Annotated in this window: 15 protein-coding genes; 4 read left to right on the top strand and 11 right to left on the bottom strand. The window is 72.3% G+C overall.

The features are described 5' to 3' along the window. The 4 genes from holA to WMJ97_RS09280 all read right to left on the bottom strand — a co-directional run. The coding region (gene holA, locus WMJ97_RS09295; protein WP_347348706.1) for a DNA polymerase III subunit delta at positions 1-919 on the bottom strand (919 nt) is incomplete at its 3' end. Between the two features lie 49 nt (positions 920-968). Then, positions 969-2,801 (bottom strand): signal peptide peptidase SppA, encoded by a 1,833-nt coding sequence (gene sppA, locus WMJ97_RS09290; protein WP_347348705.1) that lies wholly within the window; start codon positions 2,799-2,801, stop codon positions 969-971. 57 nt (positions 2,802-2,858) lie between these two features. Beyond that, complete coding sequence (locus tag WMJ97_RS09285) at positions 2,859-5,195, bottom strand: ComEC/Rec2 family competence protein (protein WP_347348704.1); 2,337 nt, start codon at positions 5,193-5,195, stop codon at positions 2,859-2,861. Beyond that, entirely contained in the window at positions 5,192-6,091 is a 900-nt protein-coding gene (locus WMJ97_RS09280; RefSeq protein WP_347348703.1) for a ComEA family DNA-binding protein, read from the bottom strand. The genes WMJ97_RS09285 and WMJ97_RS09280 overlap by 4 nt, the downstream gene beginning before the upstream one ends. Before the next feature lie 90 nt (positions 6,092-6,181). On the opposite strand from WMJ97_RS09280, the gene WMJ97_RS09275 reads away from it, so the two are divergent. Then, the gene (locus WMJ97_RS09275; RefSeq protein WP_347348702.1) at positions 6,182-7,180 is read left to right on the top strand and encodes an endonuclease/exonuclease/phosphatase family protein; all 999 of its coding nucleotides are present in this window, start codon (positions 6,182-6,184) and stop codon (positions 7,178-7,180) included. Between the two features lie 34 nt (positions 7,181-7,214). Here the strand turns inward: WMJ97_RS09275 and leuS are convergent, their stop codons facing one another. The 3 genes from leuS to WMJ97_RS09260 all read right to left on the bottom strand — a co-directional run bounded on the left by leuS (position 7,215) and on the right by WMJ97_RS09260 (position 11,879). Further along, entirely contained in the window at positions 7,215-9,755 is a 2,541-nt protein-coding gene (leuS, locus tag WMJ97_RS09270) for a leucine--tRNA ligase (RefSeq protein ID WP_347348701.1), read from the bottom strand. Positions 9,756-9,968: 213 nt separating this feature from the next. Next, a complete protein-coding gene (locus WMJ97_RS09265; RefSeq protein WP_347348700.1) occupies positions 9,969-10,904 on the bottom strand; it encodes a PfkB family carbohydrate kinase in 936 nt (311 codons plus the stop codon). Between the two features lie 9 nt (positions 10,905-10,913). Further along, on the bottom strand, positions 10,914-11,879 hold the full coding sequence (locus WMJ97_RS09260; RefSeq protein WP_347348699.1) for a DUF4192 family protein: 966 nt from the start codon (positions 11,877-11,879) through the stop codon (positions 10,914-10,916). A gap of 122 nt (positions 11,880-12,001) precedes the next feature. Here WMJ97_RS09260 and WMJ97_RS09255 point away from each other — a divergent pair, with 122 nt between their 5' ends. Beyond that, a complete protein-coding gene (locus WMJ97_RS09255; protein WP_347348698.1) occupies positions 12,002-12,697 on the top strand; it encodes a hypothetical protein in 696 nt (231 codons plus the stop codon). A gap of 27 nt (positions 12,698-12,724) precedes the next feature. On the opposite strand, the gene WMJ97_RS09250 is transcribed toward WMJ97_RS09255, so the two are convergent. Together WMJ97_RS09250 and WMJ97_RS09245 are read right to left on the bottom strand one after the other, a co-directional pair. Continuing rightward, positions 12,725-14,035 carry a glycosyltransferase gene (locus WMJ97_RS09250; RefSeq protein ID WP_347348697.1) on the bottom strand — a complete coding sequence of 437 codons (1,311 nt, stop codon included), beginning with the start codon at positions 14,033-14,035 and terminating at the stop codon, positions 12,725-12,727. Continuing rightward, the gene (locus WMJ97_RS09245) at positions 14,032-14,967 is read right to left on the bottom strand and encodes a hypothetical protein (RefSeq protein WP_347348696.1); all 936 of its coding nucleotides are present in this window, start codon (positions 14,965-14,967) and stop codon (positions 14,032-14,034) included. The genes WMJ97_RS09250 and WMJ97_RS09245 overlap by 4 nt, the downstream gene beginning before the upstream one ends. 342 nt (positions 14,968-15,309) lie before the next feature. Here WMJ97_RS09245 and aqpZ point away from each other — a divergent pair, with 342 nt between their 5' ends. Beyond that, on the top strand, positions 15,310-16,077 hold the full coding sequence (gene aqpZ, locus WMJ97_RS09240; protein ID WP_347348695.1) for an aquaporin Z: 768 nt from the start codon (positions 15,310-15,312) through the stop codon (positions 16,075-16,077). 175 nt (positions 16,078-16,252) lie between these two features. Beyond that, positions 16,253-17,083 (top strand): transglutaminase family protein, encoded by an 831-nt coding sequence (locus WMJ97_RS09235; RefSeq protein ID WP_347348694.1) that lies wholly within the window; start codon positions 16,253-16,255, stop codon positions 17,081-17,083. A 90-nt stretch (positions 17,084-17,173) separates the two neighbouring features. Here the strand turns inward: WMJ97_RS09235 and WMJ97_RS09230 are convergent, their stop codons facing one another. Beyond that, positions 17,174-17,767 carry a TetR/AcrR family transcriptional regulator gene (locus WMJ97_RS09230; protein WP_347348693.1) on the bottom strand — a complete coding sequence of 198 codons (594 nt, stop codon included), beginning with the start codon at positions 17,765-17,767 and terminating at the stop codon, positions 17,174-17,176. 211 nt (positions 17,768-17,978) lie between these two features. Next, on the bottom strand, positions 17,979-18,638 hold the full coding sequence (locus WMJ97_RS09225) for a transcriptional regulator (RefSeq protein WP_347348692.1): 660 nt from the start codon (positions 18,636-18,638) through the stop codon (positions 17,979-17,981). Between the last annotated feature and the right edge of the window lie 304 nt (positions 18,639-18,942).

The raw sequence follows: 18,942 nt of genomic DNA, 5'->3' as shown, positions 1-18,942 counted from the left end.
CGGGGTCGCCCGCCGCGCCCTTGACGTCGGCGTCCGTCGCGGCGACCCGCTGGAGCGCCGCGGCGACGCCGCGCGGCGTCCAATCGCGGGCTTGGCGCGAGAGATCGCGCATCTTCCACGGCGGGACGCCGATCTGCCGCGCGATGTCGGCGTCGCGAACGCGGGCGTCGCGCGCATCCAGATACTTGCCCAGATTGCGCAGCCCGGACGCCATCGCGCTCGTCACCAGCACCGGCGCGACCCCGCTCTCGAGGGCCCAGCGGAGCTGCCCGAGCGCCTCGTCTCGATGCCCGCCGAGCACCGAGTCGGCCACCGTGAAGCTGGTCACGTCGGCCCGCCCGGCGAAGTAGCGCCGCACGGCCGCGTCGGTGATGGTCGCGTCGTCGGAGTCGTCGAGCAACTGCCGCACCGCCGCGGCCACGCCGCGCACGTCGCTGCCGAGCGCCTCCACGAGCGTCACCGCGGTCTGCTGATCGAGCCGCGCGCCCGAGCGCCGGGCCTCGTTGACGGCGAACTGGGGCAGCTCGTACGCCTTGATCGCCGGGCAGTCGACGACCTCGACCCGCGCCTTCTTCAGGCGGTCGAGCAGCCCGCGCCCCTTGTTGCCGCCCTGATGCACCAGCACGAGGGCCAGATCGTCGCCCGGTTGCTGCGCGAGCGCGGCGACCTGGTCGAACAGATCCTGCGGCAGGTCGGCCAACTCGGTCACGACCACGATGGACGCCTCCGCGAACAGCGACGCGCCCGTCACCTCGGCCAGTCGGCCGGCGTCGAGCGTCGCGGCCTCGACCTTGGTGACCGACGCATCCGGCCGCTCGTCGCGCCCCCGCCGCACCAGCGACTCGACGGCCCGCTCGGCCAGCAGCGATTCGGGCCCACTGACCAGCACGACCCGCCCGAACACCCCTTGGCTCTCCACGCCCCCAGCATGGCAGACGCCGCCGACAGTTCCGTCCTGGGAGCGCCCGTCAGCGCACGTCCACGCGGAACGGCAGCGACAGCACGCCGGGCGCCTCGAACCCGAGCCGGTGCGCCAGGGCCGCCACGAGGTCGTCCGGGCCGGTCGCACCCGCGAGGCCGACGGCGTCCGCCCCCGACGCGCCCAGGCCGGGCACGATGCCGGCCAGCCCGATCGCGCGCGCCAACCCCTCCATCCCGGCGAGGACGCCGGACGCGCTCGCCGACACCGACTCGGTCGACTCGGCCGAGCGCAAGCGTTCCAGCGCGGGGATCGCCGGCATCGACCGCACGGCCGCCTCCCCTCGCCGCAGCCCGGCGCGCTCGCAGGCCCGCTCGATCGCGGCGTCCAGGCCGCCGAGGCGGTCGACGAGGTGCCGGTCGCGGGCGTCCGACCCGGTCCAGACGCGGCCGCGCGCGTTCGGCTCCAGCTCGGGGACGTCGAGGCCGCGGTCGTGGGCGGCCTTGGCCGTGAAGTCCGCGTAGACGAGGTCGAGCCAGCGGTTCAGGGTCTCCCATTCCTCGTCGGTGAACCCCCGCTCGTCCGACAGCATGCCCGAGCGCGCGCCGATGTCGATGCCCTCCCGGACGATGCCCAGCTTGCCGAACAGCCCTCGCGTCACGAACTTGCCGGCGAGCACACCGATCGACCCGGTGAGCGTCGACGGGTTCGCGACGATCTCGTCGGCCGGCATCGCGACGAAGTAGCCGCCCGACGCCGCGAGGTCGCCCATCGACGCGACGACCGGCTTGCCCAGCTCGCGCAGGCGCAGCACCTCCCGCCGGATCGTGTCGGACGCGACGTACGATCCGCCCGGGCTGTCGACCCGCAGCACGACCGCCTTGATCTTCGGGTCGCGGCCCGCCGCGCGCAGATGCTCGCCCACCACGTCGGACGCCGCCTGCCGCCCGCCCGGCGCCCCCGGACGCCCGCGCCCGAGCACGATCGCTCCCGTCACCGGCACGATCGCGACGCCCGGCTTCGAGCGGTCGGCGAGGGACCCCATCAGCTCCTTCGCGGGGCTGGTGTGGTGCCGGTGGACGAAGGCCAGCGAGGCGTCCGCGTTCCGCCGGTTGTCGACGGACGGCCGCGGCGGCACGCCCCATTCCCGGCGCGCCCAGTCGTACACCTCGTCGCGGTAGCCGAGCCGGTCGACCAGCCCGCGCGCCAGCGCATCGCCTGCCGCGAGCGGGGCCGCGTTGACGGCGTCCCAGACCGCCACCGGGTCCAGCCGGCGGCGGCGCGCGATCGTCGCGACGGACTCGTCCACGATCGACTGCCCGAGCCGACGCATCATCGCGCGGTGGGGCCCGGTCACCTCGCGCGCGGCGAAGCGGTCGGCGGCCGTCTTGTACTCGTGCCGCTGCGAGAACTCGGGTTCGACCCCTAGCTTTTCCAGCCCGCCCCGCAGCAGGACGACCCCGAGGTGCGCCCCCGTGATGCCCAGCATCCCGGACGGCTGCAGCCACACCGTGTTCGCCCTTGTCGCGAGCCGGAAGGCGGCCAGCGCGCCCTCGAACTCGCCGAACGTGGCGCTCCACGCCAGCGTCGGCTTCGCCCGCCCGAACTGCTCGATCAGGTCGCCCAGTTCGTCCGCCTGAGCGAACGTCAGGGGGCACGTGCCGACGTGGACGATCAGCCCCCGCACCTGCCGGTCGGACGCCCCCGCCCGCAGCCCGTCGCGCAGCGCCTTCATGGTCGCCGCGTTCCGCGCCTTCAGCGCGGCGATCGGACTGTCCGGCGGTCCGAACAGGACACCGCGATCGAGATCGATCTCCAGGATCGTGGGCCCGCCGGACGCCTGCGGCGCCAGCGTCTTCCTCAGCTTCGAAACCGGCTTCATGCCGACAGCCTAGGAACCCCGGCCAATCGACCCTCATCGCCGCCTCCCCTCCCCCGGTCACCGCTGGGTCGTCACCGACAGGCGTCCGTCTGCCCACCGCGCCACCGCCACCGCGCCGTGCTCGTCGGTGCGCACCACCTGAGCGCCGAGACCGCCGACCAGCCGAAGCGTCCGGGTGGTCGGGTGCCCGTAGTCGTTGTCGGCTCCCACGCTCACGACCGCCACCTGCGGGGTGGTCAGCCCCAGGAACGCCGGCGACTGCCGCGCGCTGCCGTGGTGCGGCACGAGCAGCACGTCGACGTCCACCGCCGACCCCAGCCCGAGCAGCCGGTCCTGGCCGGTCGCCTCCGTGTCCCCCGCCAGCAGCGCCGTCACCCCGGAAGCCGTCACCTTCAGCACCACCGAGGCGTCGTTCTCCGCCGACGACTCCCCCTCGGACGCCGCCGACACGCTCGGCGCCTCGGTCGGCGCCGCCAGGATCTCCACCCGGACGCCGCCCGCCGTCCACACCTGGCCCGCCTCCGCGACCTGCCGCGAACCCCCGGCCCGCTGCACGATCGCCTCGCCGGAGGGGGGCGACCGGACGACCGACGTCAACACCACCCCCGGCGAGCGCGCCGCCACCGCCGGGAGGCCCGTGACGTGGTCGGCGTGCAGGTGGGTGAGCACGGCCAGCGGCACCCGCCGGACGCCGAGCGACGCCAGACACCGGTCGAGCAGCCTCGGGTCGGGCCCGGCGTCCACCACCACCGCCGACCCGCCGCCCGCGTCGAAGACGGTCGCGTCGCCCTGCCCGACGTCGCAGGACGCCATCGCCCACCCGCGCGGCGGCCACCCGGGCGGCGACGGGGGCCGGGCCAGCGCCGCGACGAGCGCGCCCGCCAGGCCCAGGCAGAGCCAGCGGCGTCCGAGAATCCAGGGCATCAGCCGCCCCGACGTGAGGCAGGCCACCGTCACCACCGCGATCGCCGGCGGCGTCGCCGGCCAGGGGTGGGACGCCCCCGGCAACGCGTCCCCGAGCCGCGCGATCCAGCACAGGGCCTGGGCACACCAGCCGGCCAGCCACGCGCACGCCGACGCTGCGGGCAGCCACACCATCGAGAGCGCTGCCGCAAGGAACCCGCACACCGTCGCGGGCCCGACCAGCGGGCCGGCGACCGCGTTCGCGACGAGCCCGGCGAGCGACACCTGCCCGGAGATCGCCGTCACGATCGGCTGCGTTGCCACCTGCGCGGCCAGCGGGACGGCCACCGCCTCCGCGCACCACGCCGGCATCCAGCGAGCCATGACCCGCGTCCAGCGGCCCGCCCACCACAGCAAACCCGCCGACGCCGTCACCGACAAGGCGAACCCGATCGACCGCGACATCCACGGATCGAGCAGCACGAGGCCCCACACTGCCACCGCCAAGTACCGCAGCCCCTGACGCCCGCCGCCCGATCGGCCGACCGCCACCAGCCCGACGAGCCCCATCGCCGCCGCCCGGACGACCGACGGCTCGCCCAGGCACAACGCGACGAACGCCGCGACCCCGGCGATCAGCACGGCCGTCAGCCCTCGACCGCGCACCCCCACCCCGACCGCCACGACCCGCAGAAACACCAGCAGCAGCGTCAGGTTCGCGCCCGACACCGCGGTCAGGTGCGTCAGGCCGGTGGTCTTGAACCGGTCGACCAGGTCCTCGCCCATGCCCGACGTGTCCCCGACGACCAACGCCGGGACGAGCGCTCGCGGCTCGGGGGCCAGCCCGGCGCACGCCGCGCGCAACCCCGCCCGGACGCTCGCCACCGCCCGATCCACCGGCCCCGGCTCGGCCACGATCTCGGGGGCGCCGCGGACGCGAACCTCCGCCACCAGGCCGGCCGCCGGGTCGGCCGGACCCAGCCGCCCGGACGCCCGCGCCGTCGCCCCCAACGGCAGCGCCCGCCACTGCTCCGCCGCGTCCCCCGTCGCCGAGATCTCGACCGGCGCGCCCGACCTCCACTCGGACCCGCGCGCGGACGCCGCCACGAGCGTCGCCCTGGACGCCCACCACGCCGGACGCGGGCCGCTGCCCGCGTGGTAGCGCGGCGTCCCGCCGATGCGCACCTCCACCACGGCCGTGGCGCGGTGGGCGGCGAGGTCGGCCACCGGGTCGCGCTGCTGTTGCCAGACCCGCGCCCAGCCCAGCCCAGCGGTCACGGCCAGCACCAGTGCGGACGCCGCCAGCAGGCGTCCGCCGCGCCACCGGGACGCCAGCCCGAGCAGCGCTCCCGTCAGGACGGCCGCCGCGACGAACCGCCCTTCCCCCGACGTCGCGGCCCACGCCCCCGCCCAGGCGGCGACGCCCAGAGCGAGCGGCCGGACGTCCACCCGATCGTCCCGCTCCCGCCGCGGCCGACCACCGTCGCTCACCCGACGGTCACCTGGCCCTTCAGCTTCTCGAACGTCTTCGGCCCGATCCCTTCGATCTCCTGCAACTCCTCCACCCGGCTGAACCGCTGATGCTGCTGCCGCCACGACAGGATCGCCTTGGCCGTCACCGGTCCCACGCCGGGCAGGGTGTCGAGCTGCTCGGGCGTCGCCGTGTTCAGGTTCACCTTCCCGGACGCCGCCGCGCCTCCGCCGCCCCCGACGGAACCGCCACCCGACGACCCCGCACCACCCTCCACGCTCCCTCCCGGAGAGCCGGGACCACCGACGACCACCTGCACCGCGTCCGTCACGACCGCGGCCAGGTTCAGCCGGCCGGGCCTCGCCCGCGCGGTCAGCCCGCCGGCCGCCTCGATCGCGTCGAGCACCCGCGCCCCCTCGGGCAGGCTGACCACCCCCGGCTTGCGCACCTCGCCGACCACGTGCACCCGGATGACCGGCCTCGGCGTGGCGCTCGGCGTCCTCGGGGCCGCCTGCACGGACGCCACCTCCACCGGAGCCGCCGTCGCCACCGGGCCGGTGCGCGCCTGCACCATGGAGTAACCGGCGTATCCGCACCCGGCCAGCACGATGACGAGCACCACGACCAGATGCGCGCGCCCGAACTCCACGGCTCGCGCAGCCATCGCACGCACCTCGGACGCCGCCCTCCCGGCCGCCCCGTGGGGCGTCTCCGGCGCGCCCGGCGAGCGGGACAGGGGGCGCGCGGCGACCACCCCCCTCTCGTCCGGCACCTCCGGTTCGTCCTCACCGGGTGCCCCCGGTTCGTCCCGCGCCCAGGCGTCGGGAGGCTCGCGGGCGGTCATCAGCGACTCCAGGCGGGCGCGCACGACCTGGCTCATCACCTCGTCCGGCTCCAACCGGCGCAGCGTCGTCATGCCTTCCACGGTGGGGACGCGGAGCCGAATTTTTTCACCCGACGACCAACTGTGGATAACTTTCTTGCCCACCCTGGTTCACTGGTCCCCATGACCACACGCACCCTCGGCCGTCATCTCATGCTGGCGGTCGCGTGGGGCTGCGTCGCGTTCGGCGGCGCGATGATGATGCTCTACCTGGTGCCCCGGCTCCAGTTCTCACGCTCCAAGCTCGCCATGGCGGCCGCGTTCATCCCCTACGGCATCGTCGCGTGGGCGCTCGCCGCCGTCCTCTTCCTCGCCTTCGCGCGCGGCCGGCCGCGCGGCGTCCTGGCTCTCCTGGCGGCCGCCGCCCTGGCCACCCAACTGTGGTGGGCGCGGCCCTACTGGCCCCGCGAGGCGCCGCAGGCGTCCGGGCAGGCCGTGCGCGTCTTGTCGCTGAACATGCTCTACGGCAATGCGGATCCCGCCGGGCTCAGCGCCCAGGTGAAGGCGGCCAATCCCGACATCATCGTGCTCCTCGAATACACCGGGAGCGCCCAGACCGCGCTCGCGCCGACCGGCATCTTTCGCGACTATCCACACACCGCGGGCTTCTACGACCCGCCGTTCGACGACGCGATGGGCACGACCGTGCTGTCACGCTGGCCCGTCGACGAGATCGCCCAGCTTTCCACCGGGCCCGGGCAGCACCTGATGCGCGTACAGCCCCCCTCCGGCCCGCCGATCGTGTTGGCCGCCGCCCACCCGGCGAACATGACGAACGGCGGCGGCACCGGCCTGTGGCGCTGGGAGGCGTCCGTGCTGCGGCGGGCCGTCGAGGGCCACCTGAAAGAGCCGCTCATCGTCGCGGGCGACCTCAACGCGGTCCAGGAGCAGCCCACCCTGCGCTCCCTGCTGGGCCTCGGGCTCAGCGACGCCGCGTCGCAGGCCGGCGAGGGGTGGCAGCCCACGTTCCCCGCCCAGGGGTACGGCGGCGTCCCGCCGATGATCGCGATCGACCACGTGCTCGTCAACGACCACGTCGTGGCCCGGAACGTGCGGACGTTCCGCGTCTTGGGCACCGACCACCTCGGCCTGGTGGCTGACCTCGTGGTGAAGCCGGCCTGACGCCGCGGCCGGGCCGCGGCGTCCGCGCGACCGCTCAGGCCGGGACGATCGAGACCATCTTCGGCAGCCGGACGATCACCTTCCGCACGTCGCGCCCCGCCAGCGCCCGCTGGACGCCGTCGTCGGCCAGCGCGGCCGCGGTCGCCTCGTCTTCGGTGATGGCGGCCGGCACGTCCAGCTTCGCGCGCACCTTGCCCTGCACCTGCACGACCAGGGTGACCGATTCCTGCACCAACAGGTCCGGTTCGGCGGTCGGCCACGTCGAGCGGGCCACCGACGGCGCGTGGCCCAGCACCTCCCACATCTCCTCGGCCACGAACGGCGCGACGGTGCTCAGCGCCTGCGTCACGAACTCCGCCGACTCCCGCACCGCCGGATCGTCCGGGCCGCAACCCGAATCGATCGCCTTGCGGGTGGCGTTCACCAGCTCCATCACGCGCGCGATCGCGACGTTGAACCGCCGCGATTCCAGCGCCTCGGTGACGTCGGCGATCGCGCGGTGCGTCACGCGGCGCTGCTCCAGAGCACCGGACGCCGCGTCCGCCCCCGGCTCCGACGTCACGTCGGTGGCCAGCCGGTAGGCCCGCTGCAGGAACTTCGCCGACGAGCCCGGGGAGACGTCGGCCCAATCGATGTCGTCCTCCGGCGGGCCCGCGAAGACGACCGTCGTGCGAACGGCGTCCACCCCGAACCGGTCGATCTGCTCGCCCAGATCGACACCGTTGCCCAGCGACTTGCTCATCGCCTTGCCCTGGTTGATGACCTGGCCCTGGTTCATCAACTCCGTGAAGGGCTCGCTGAAGTCGACCAGGCCCATGTCGTTCAGCACCTTGGTGAAGAAGCGGCTGTACAGCAGGTGCAGGATCGCGTGCTCGACGCCCCCGACGTACTGGTTCACCGGCATCCACCGGCGCACGACCTCGGGGTCGAACGGCGTCCGATCGTCGTGGGGCGTGCAATACCGGAAGTAGTACCAGGAGCTGTCGACGAACGTATCCATCGTGTCGGCGTCCCGTTCGGCCGCGCCGCCGCAGCGCGGGCACGCGACCTCCCGCCACTCCTTCGCGGCGTCGGACGCCAGCGGCGACGTCCCCTTCGGTGCCAGATCGGCGCCGCGGATGTCGGGCAACTCCACCGGCAGCTGATCCTCCGGCACCGGCACCTCGCCGCACGCCGGGCAGTGGATGATCGGGATCGGGCAGCCCCAGAACCGCTGCCGGCTCAGCAGCCAGTCCCGCAGCCGGAACGTCACGGTCGCGCGGCCGGTTCCGGCCGCCTCCAGCGTCTCGTTCGCCTTCGCGATGCCGGACGCCTTGTCGGCCAGCCCGTTCAGCACGTCCGAGTTCACGTAGACGCCGTCGCCGACCGTCGCGACGCCCGACGTGCGCGGATCGGCCTCACCGGTGTCGATGACCAGCCGGACGTCGATGCCGTACTTGTTCGCGAAGTCGAGGTCGCGCTGGTCGTGCGCGGGCACCGCCATGATCGCGCCCGTCCCGTACTCGGCCAGCACGTAGTCGGCGGCCCAGACGGGCACCGACTCGCCGTTGATCGGGTTGACGGCCGTCACGCCCAGATTCACGCCGGTCTTCTCGTGGTCGGTCGACTGCCGCTCGATCTCCGTCTGCTGCTTCACGCGCTCCAGGTAGGCCTCGAACGCGGGGCGGGCCTCGTCGGTGACGATCTCGGCCGCCAGGTCGGAGTCGGGCGCGACCACCATGAAGGTGGCCCCGTACAGCGTGTCGGGCCGCGTCGTGAAGACGGTCACCGGCTCCTCGCGCCCCTCGACGCGGAAGTCCACATACGCGCCCTCGGAGCGCCCGATCCAGTTGCGCTGCATCGCCAGGACGCGGTCGGGCCACTTGCCCTCTAGCTTCGCCATGTCGTCCAGCAGCCGCTGCGCGTACTCGGTGATCTTGAAGTACCACTGCGTCAGCTTGCGCTTGGTGACGACGGCCCCGCACCGCTCACAGTGGCCCGCGACGACCTGCTCGTTGGCCAGCACGGTCTGGTCGTTGGGGCACCAGTTGACGTAGGAGTCCTTCCGGTACGCCAGCCCCCGCGAGTAGAACTGCAGGAACAGCCACTGCGTCCACCGGTAGTACTCGGGGTCGGAGGTGTGCAGCTCCCGCGTCCAGTCGATGCTGACGCCGTAACGCTTGAACGACCGCTTCTGCGTCTCGATGTTCGCATACGTCCAGTCGGCCGGATGCGTGTCGTTGCGGATGGCCGCGTTCTCCGCGGGCAGCCCGAAGCTGTCCCACCCGATCGGGTGCAGCACGTCGAAGCCCTGCATCATCCAGTACCGCGCCAGCACGTCGCCGATCGCGTAGCACTCGGCGTGCCCCATGTGCAGGTCGCCCGACGGGTACGGGAACATCTCCAGGATGTAGCGGCGCTCGGCCGACCCGTCGTCGCGGGCGGCGAACGTGCCGTCCTCGGCCCAGAACTTCTGCCAGCGCTCCTGCGCGGCAGCCGCGTCGTAGCTTCCTCGAGCGGTCTCCACTGTCGAACATCTCCTCGTCGGGTTGGTCTGGATCGATCGCAGGCACCGGGCCTCGCCGGTGCGGGGCATGAAAAAACCCCTGTCAGCCCGTGGGCATCAAGGGGCGCCGCGCCACCGGTCAGGCCGCGCGGCTAGCGAAGAAGTCGCGAAGCCGAGCGCATGAAGCGATCCATGGCCGTCAGTGTAGCCCATGGGCCGCGCGCGCCCGGCACCGCCTCCTCCCCGGGACGCCGCCGGTTCCCCCGGCCACAGCCGGGGCCCCGGCGGGCACCCCGCCGCCCGTCAGGACAGCGCCTCGATCTCCTCCATCGTGGGCGGGTTGGCACCCTTGCGCGTGCAGACGATCGAGGACGCCACGACGCCCCGCCGCAACGAGTCGCGCAGGCTCAACTGGTCGCCGACGTAGGCCGACAGGAAGCCCGACATGAACGTATCCCCCGCCCCGACGGTGTCGACGACGTCCACCGGACGCACCGGCACCCGGATGATGTCCCCCTCCGCGTTGCAGGCGACCGCCCCGTCCTCTCCCAGCGTCAGGACGACCCACGGCGCCCCGTAGCGGCGGGCCAGTTCCACCCCGGCATTGCCCGCCAGGCGTGGCAGGCGCGCCGGCCCGGCGAGGAACGCGATGTCTTCGTCGCTGCCCTTGATGATGCCGCGGCGGGCCCCGACCGCGATCAGCCACGGCTCGATCTTCGTCCAGTACTCCTCGGGATCGGGCATGACCGTCGGCCGGACGTTGACGTCGATCGACATCGGCGTCGTGCCGCCCTTCACCCACTCGAGCAGCGCCGCGTCCCCCGGCGGCACCACGAGCACCAGGGACGCGATGTGCAGCCAGTCGTTCACCCCCAACTCGGGCAGCTCGTTGGCCTGCCAGCCGAAGTTGGCCGTGTTGCTGAAGTGGAAGTTGTAGGTCGCGTGCCCCTTGGAGTCGAGGCTCACGATCGCCAGCGACGTGGCCTGCGAGGTCTCCGCCGCCAGCTTCAACCCGACATTGTTCGCCTCGAGGTGGCTGGTCAACTGCCGGCCGAACCGGTCGGAGCCGAGCCGACCGAGAAACTCCACCCGTTGGCCCTGGCGGGCGAGCGCGATCGCCGAGTTCATGGGCCCGCCCGCGGAACGGGCGTCCCAGATGCTCGAGATCGTGCTTCGCTCCGCGTCGAGGTCGGGAATCAGATCGATGAGTGCTTCGCCGCACACCACGTACCGGGTCATGGGGACACATTAGGTGCCCACGGCCGCGACGGCGACCGATTCGGCCAAAGCCAAGTAGCCGGACCGCACCTCCTCCCACAAGTCAGGATGCAGCGCCATCGCGCACGCCAGGTCGACGAACCGCGTCCAGTCGTCGGAGTGGCCCAGCTCGGCCAACCGCTCGAGGCAGACCTGGGCCATCGCGCCGTCGCCCCGCACCCAGGCGGCGAGCGCGAGCAGGGTGAGCGCGCCCCGGCCCATCGGCCCCGGGGACGCCTGCGCGACCTGCGCCCAGCACTCGAACCGATCGCCTGCGTTCTCCCGCGTCGTGTCGAGGATCGCCCGCTCGGCCCACTCAGGCTCCCTCGCCAGCACGGCGAGCAGGCAGCGCTCGTGCAGCGTCAGGCTGCGCCCTGCGCGCCAGGAGAGCAGCAGCGCGTCACCCGCTGCCTCGCGCGAGGGCCCCTCGGGCCATCGGGTCGCCACCTCGGCCATGGCAGCCTCGCGCTCGTCGCGCCCGAACGTGCCGACCAGGGACGCCGCCAGTTCCGCCCGACTGCCCCGCACCTCGACGCCGGCGTAGGCGGCTCCGGCGGCCACGGCGGTCGAGGCGGGGTCGTAGGGCCGGCCAACGTCGTCGGGTGAGTCGTACCAACGGCGTCCGTCGGCATGGAGGGCAACCGCGCAGCGCTCGCCCACCTCGCTGCGCAGCAACTCCAGCACGCGCCAGCCCGCTCGCCCGTCGCCGGAGTACGCGATCGCGAGCACGTCGCTCTCGGGGAACCGGTGCAGCAGCGGCTCGAGCGCCGTACACAGCGAACGGCGCCGTCGGACCCTGGCCAGGTCGACGCGCGCGGCGACCTCGACGCGCCCACTCTCCACGAGCACCAGCACCAGCGACTCGGACGGATGGAAGTGCAGCAGAGCGGGAACGGCGCCGAACAGGTCGTCGACGGAGGCGATGGTGAGCAACGTGGGCGACGAATCATCTTTCATAGTCCCCACGGTTGTCCCGCCCGACCCCCATTGTTCATCGTCCACAGGGGCGCATGCGCGAGTCTTCGTTATCCACAGGGCCGCGTCGGCGGTCGATCCGGCAACGGGTACCCTGGGCGGCGATGAGTGACCGAGGCTGGAACACCAACGGCTACCCGAACGACCCCGCCCAGGGTGATCCGGGCGACCCGGCGGGCTGGCCCGGCCGCCCCGACCAGGGGCAGCCCACGGCCGGCCAAGGCCAGGGCGTCCAGAACGCGGGTCGTGAACCCGAGCACCGCCCGCTCGGCAACCAGCCCCTGCAGCGCGTCGACATCGAGGCGTACTCCGCGCCGCGCTTCACCAAGGGGTGGCTGCTGTGGGTGCTGTTCGCCGCCATCATCGCGGGCGTGGTCATCGGCGCGACGTTCCTGGCGCGCCCGGCAGCCGTCGCCCCCACCGCGTCGCCGACGAGTCCGGCCGCCGCGCCCACGAGCTCCGGGCCGGGCTTACCCTTCACGATGCCGTCCGACCCCGACTCGGGCGGCCGGTGGGAGGTGGTGTCCGAGCAGTGGCAGCCGGGCGGCGTGCTGCTGAGCGTTCGTCTCTGGGCCGACCGCGGCACGATCAGCTACGGCTTCCTGGCGTTCCAGAACAACGGCACCAACGTCATCGACCCGGCGCCCTCACCGCGGCAGCCCGAACTCACCCGGGGCACGCTCGCGGAGGGCGATTCGACCACCGGCTACGTGTTTCTCCCGATCCAGCGGGCGCCGGCGACCCTGATCCTGACCACCGCGACCGGACGCCAGATCTCCGCCCTGCCCGTCAAGAGCTGACCAGCCTCGGCGCGCGAGCCGGGCGCCTCAGGAGGTGTGCCCGCCCACCCGCGCGATCGCGGCACGGTAGATCGCCTCGTAGCGCTCGCCCATCGCGGCCGTCGTGAGGCCCGCGCGCAGGGACGCCGTCGCCTCCGCCATGGCCGCCAGCCGGGCCCGGTCCTCCGCCAGCGTTCTCATCCCCGCGGCCAACCCTTCGACCGTGGGCTCCACGAGCAGCGCGTTGTCGGGACCCACCCCCACGCTCAGCCGGTCGTCGCAGTACAGGATCGGGGTGCCCGCCGCGGCCGACTCGGCGAGCACCATCCCCTGCGTGTCGAACCGGTAGGACGCCAGCACGAACACGTCGGCGTCCGCGATCGTCTGCGCGACCTCGCCGACGTCGCCGATGTGCCCGGTGAACCGGACGCTGCCGTGCCTCACCGTGCGCGCCAATTGCTTCAGCGCGCCCTCCTCTTGCCCGCCCCCGGCGATCACGAGTTCCGCGTCGTCCCTCCCGAGCAGGGCGAACGCCCGGACGATCGCGTCCACGCGCTTCTCGGCGCCGAGGCGTCCGCAGCTGAGAAACCTGATCCCCGCCCCCACCGGACGCCTCCGGCGCACCTCGGTGAACCGGCTCGACACCCCGCTCGGCACCACGGACGCCCGCCCCGCGAGCGCCCCGCCGCTCGCCCGCACGACGGTGTCGACCAGGAACGGCGCCGGCGAGGTCACCGCGTCGGGGCACGCGGCGAGGCGGGTGACGTTCATCCAGTCGCGCACTGCGAGCGGCGAATCCTCCCCCGCGACCGGCGCCGGACGCCGCACCGAGACGGCCAGCGGACGCGCCGACGCGCGCCGGACGACGCGGCTCGCCAGCGGGAGGAACAGCATCGAGGACGCCCACGCCTGCCGCGGCGTCGTGGCGTGCGTGCCCGCGTAGTTGGAGTGGAACGTGTGCACGTGCGGGATGCCCTGCAGGTTCGCGATCTTGGCCGCCAGCACCATCGACCCGCGCTCGTTCTGGCTGTGCACCACGTCGAACGTGAACCGGCGCGCGATGCGCCGCGCGAGGGCGTCCGAGAACTGCAGCGAGCACATGTAGCTCGGCGAATAGGGGACGCGCCACGTGGGAATCGTCGTGTAGTCACCCGCCGGCGGTGGGGTGAAGTTCACGTGCGGCGAGAACAGCGTGCCATGGTAACCGCGCCGCACGAGTTCGGCCAACTGCAACTCGATCGAGCGGCAGACCCCGCCCGAGTCGGGGTAGAAGTCATCGGTGAAGAGCCCGACGCGCAACTGCCCGGGGACCGGCGCGCTCAGCCGCTTCCCCGGCGCTCGGGTCTCGCGCGGCCTCACGTCGCGGTGGTCTCCGGGCTCGCCGCCTGGCGCCTGGCCACGGCGTCGGGGTGATACCGGCTCAGCAGCACGACGCCCCAGATCGCGACGGCGCCCGAGATGACCATGCCCACCGCGTCCAGCCCGCTCAGCAGGACGCCCTCGCCCAGGATGATCAGGCCGAACGACACACCCACGATCGGATCGGTCGTCGTCATGGACGCCACGACCGTCTCCGCCGGGCCGGTCGCGTAGCCCTGCTGGATCATCGCGCCGCCGAACAGGTACGAGCCGATCAGGAAGGGCACGATCACCCAGAACATCGTGCTGGTGTGGAAGTCGGGGGTGCGCATCATCACCGAGGTGCTCTTGATCAGCGCCGACGAGAGCCCGTAGAAGAACGAGCCGCCGGTGGCCCAGAACAGCGAGCGCAGCATGCCGTTGCGGCCGCGCCAGCCGAGCAGCCCGAAGAAGGCCCCGATCGCGTAGACGACGATGCAGCCCAGCAGCACCTGGGGTGGCTCGACCCGCGTGTCCTTCGCCGCGTTCGTGCTGGAGATGAGCGTGAAACCGACGATGCCGACGATGGTGAGCAGCACCGCGCCCCACATGATCTTCGTGACTTTGTGGCCGTGGATCTTCGCGGCCATGAGCACCGACCACGGCACGGCCAGGATGCCGACGGGCTGCACGACGGTCACCGGCGCCATCATCAGCGCGATGATGTGCGACACGGCCCCCACGGTGATGATGCCGAGCCCGAGCAGCCACTTCGGCGTCGTGACCAGCCGCCACAGCTGCTTCAGGTTCATGGATTTGTTCTCGGCGTCCGGGTCGGTCACCTCGCCCGCCACCAGATGCTGAATCGTCGCGCCGGTCGCGAACAGAAGCGACGCCACCGCCACGATCAGAATGCCCAACGGAACGTTCTGATAATGCAGGAAGTCGTGCATGCGCCGCCCATCGTGTTCGGTCGTTGAAGCGAAGGTCGATCGTCAGACTACCGGCTACCCGGGACGACGCCCCGCAGGCACCGGGCCGAACTTAAGTCTCGGGTCCGCGGTCGCCTCCGGCGTCCCACCACGGGCCGTGGGCGACGCCGTCCTCCCCCCATCGGCCGAGGAGGCCGCCCGACCCCCGGCGGTCACCGCACGGATGGCAACTCGTTGCGCACGGTTTTCCGGGCCACGTAAGGCAGGCGTAATGTTTCGCCTGGCTCGAACGAGCCGCCAACCAATGCTGGTGGAGCCGCACCGGCGACTCCAGCGAGCACCATCGTCATTTTGGAGAAGTTGATGCAACCCACCATGGCTCAGCGGCTGTGGGCCGAGTTCCTCGGCACCTTCTGGCTCACCTTCGGCGGCTGCGGCTCGGCCGTGCTGGCCGCCACCGTCACGACTTCCACCGGTTTCCCGGCGGGCATCGGCTTCGTGGGCGTCGCCCTCGCCTTCGGCCTGACCGTCGTGACCGGCGCCTACGCGGTCGGCCACCTGTCCGGCGGCCACTTCAACCCGGCCGTCACGGTCGGGCTGTTCCTCGCCAAGCGCATCGAGGCGAAGGCCGTCCTTCCCTACTTCGTCACCCAGATCGTCGCGGCGTCCGTCGCCGGCGGCGCGCTGTTCGCCATCGCGTCCGGCAAGCCCGGTTTCAACGCGATCGAGTCCGGCTTCGCCACCAACGGCTACGGCGCCCACTCCCCCGGCGGCTACTCGATGCTGTCCGCGCTGCTCGTCGAGATCATCCTGACCGCCGTCTTCGTCTGGGTCATCCTGGGCGTCACCTCCGAGAAGGCCCCCAAGGGCTTCGCCCCGCTGGCCATCGGCCTCACGCTGACCCTGATCCACCTCGTGTCGATCCCCGTCGACAACACGTCGGTCAACCCGGCCCGTTCGCTGGGCGTCGCCTGGTTCGCCGGTGCCGAGCCGCTGTCGCAGGTCTGGCTGTTCGTCGTCGCCCCGATCGTGGGCGCCCTGATCGCCGGTCTGTCCTACTCCGCGCTCACCGGTGACAAGAACGCCGTCGCCGAGCTCGCCGAGACCCAGCGCGCGTCGCTGAACGGCTGACCCACACCGGACGCCTGACCGGGCACCGCCCGCTCAGCTCCGCCCGCGGCCCGACCCCTTCGGGGGCCGGGCCGCGGCGCTTAAGCCACCCATGCGCGATGCAGATTGTTAAGATCTCGTGTTACACCCCGAAGCGGATTGTTCCGGGCGGGTGCGACGCGATACACCTTGTGGCATGTCCACTAGGCGAATCAATGTCGGCTGCGAGTTCGTGCACGTCGCGGGCGCCCCGACCCCGGCCGTGTACAACGTCGAGGTGCTCCCCGATCCGCGCGTGAGCGTCCTGCAGGAGGAGTGGTCGGTCGACCCCGACGCCCCCAGCGAGCGGTTCACCGACATCTACGGCAACCGGCCGCGCACCGTCGTGCTGCCCGCCGGCGAGTCCTTGTGCCGGTACTCCGCGCTCGTCGAGGTGCCCGACGAACTGGAGGCGGGCGACCCGTCGGCGCAGCAGCTCCCGCCGGAAGACGTGCCCGGCGAGCTGCTCGTCTACACGCTGCCCAGCAGGTTCTGCCCCTCCGACGTCATGCGCCGCCACGCGTGGAAGCTGTTCGGCAACAAGACGGCCGACTACAACCGGGTGCAAGACATCGTCGACTACGCCAACGGCCACCTGACCTTCCAGTACGGCAGCAGCGAGGCCAGCTCCTCCGCGCTCGACGTCTACGTCAACGGCTACGGCGTCTGCCGCGACTTCGCGCACCTGGCCATCACGTTCTGCCGCGCGCTCAACATCCCGACCCGCTACGTGTTCGGGTACCTGCCCGACATGGACGTGCCGCCCGACCCCGCCCCCATGGATTTCGTCGCCTCCATGGAGGTCTACCTCGACGGCGGCTGGTTCACCTTCGACCCGCGCAACAACGCCCGCCGCAAGGGCCGGGTTCCCATCGCCAAGGGCCGGGACGCCGCCGACGTCGCCATGGCGACGACCTTCGGCGCCCCCTGGCTCAAGCGGATGACCGTCATCGCCGACGAGGCCCCGGCCGCGGTCGTCCAGAACTGAGGCGGGCGGCGTCCGGCTGCGGCCGATCGGCCGCCTACGCGACGAGGCCCCGGGATCGCTCCCGGGGCCTCGTGCGTTGTCAGTGCCTGATCAGGCGGACGCCGCCAGGTCGCTGTGGTCGTCCAGCAGGGCGCCGACCGCCACCTCGGCCCAATGGCTGACGTCCTCGAACGTCGCGCCGGCGTCCAGCGAACGGAAGCCGGCCTCGACGACCGCGCGGATCAGCTCGGCCTTGATGGGCATCTCCGGAACGAGCGCGGCCAGGCGCTCGGTCAGGAAGTCCTGCGTCTCCTTCTGCGGGTCGCCGACGTCGATCGTCCGGTACGGACGCTGGCTCTGCGCGACCTGCATCATCCAGCCGTGGCCGTTGATGGACGCCTGGCGCAGGTTGGCGCGCACCCACGCGAGCACCCGCTTCCGCGGATCCTCGACGCCCTCCAGCTCCGCGTCCACCGCCGCCTGCCAGCGCGGCATGTAGCGCTTCAGGACGAGCCCGCGGAGGTCGTCCACGGAGTCGACGTAGCGGTAGATGCTGTTCCTCGCGATGCCCGCCTGCGCGGTGACGGCGCCAGCGGTGAGCTGCGTCGAGCCGTCGCCCCGCAGGATCGCCTCGGCGGCGTCCACGAGCTTGTTCAAGACTGCTTCGCGATGTTCCTTCACCGTCGGCGCAGTGATCTTAGGCAATGGTCCCCCTCGTATCTCCGTCTCCTCACGCAGACCGGCTCTGCCGGTTGGTCCCGCGCGCCCTCCCAGAAGGGTTAGAGACATCGTGTCTTCTTCGCTTATCCTACGGCTTCGAGGGGCGCCAGAACAGCACATACGTCCCCAAACGAGCGACATCCCTGTCCCCAAAAAAGGTGACATGGCGCCCGCGTGTCGCTACATAACTTTTCCGCTATATCATTTGTCCCGCGGAATTCGGTGTTTCCGGGAGCTTGGCCGCCCAGCACGCCAGCAGGTCGAGCGCCTCGGCGCTGGGGCTGCCGGGCTCCGCCGCGTACGCGTTTAGGACCAACCCGGGGTCCGCCACGAGCGCCATCGATTCGTAGGAGAGCGTGAGGTCGCCGACGACCGGGTGGTGGAAACGCTTGGTCCCCGTCCGGTGCTGCCGGACGTCGTGAGCGGCCCACAGACGACCGAACTCGTCGGAGCGCGTCGACAGCTCCCCCACCAGCTGCGCGATGCTGCGGTCGTGCGGATTCTCCCCCGACGCCATCCGCAGCGTCGCGACCGCCTGCGCGGCGACGGCGTCCCGATCGATGAAGAACTCCCCCGCGTCCGTGTTGAGGAACAGGAAGCGCAGCACGTTCGGGCGTTCGTCGGCGAACAGGGGCGCGTACAGCGCGCGTCCGAGGGGGCTGGCCGCGAGCAGGTCGGTGCGCGCGTTCCGGACGTAGGCGGGGGTGGAGTCCATCTGGTCGAGCAACCAGTGCACGCTGGGCCGGACGATCCGCGCCCGCGGACGCCCCGCTCGCCCGGCGGGACGGGACGCCGCGCGGGCCAGCTCGGCCAGGTAGGTGCGCTCGGCCTCGTCGAGCCGGAGGGCGTCGGACAAGCGTCCAACACCTGCTCGGAGACGCCGGCGAGGTTGCCGCGCTCCAGGCGCGTGTAGTAGTCGGCGCTGACGCCGGCGAGCAGCGCGACCTCCTCGCGGCGCAGCCCCGCGACCCGTCGGTGGCCGCCCCACGCGGGCAGGCCGGCCTGCTCGGGGGTGATCCTGGCGCGCCGGGTGATCAGGAAGTCGCGGACCTCCGCCTTGTTGTCCATGCCCCGACCGTAGGCGGCGGGCGTCCGGGGAGCCAGTGACTGACATGACCGGGCTCGTGCACACCTGTCGCGCCGCGTGAGAACGCGGTTAG

This window comes from Nigerium sp. (genome assembly GCF_039811905.1).
Taxonomy (GTDB): domain Bacteria; phylum Actinomycetota; class Actinomycetes; order Propionibacteriales; family Propionibacteriaceae; genus Propioniciclava.
The sequence above is the reverse complement of the archived record's forward strand: the minus strand, read 5'-3'. Positions and strand labels throughout refer to the sequence as shown.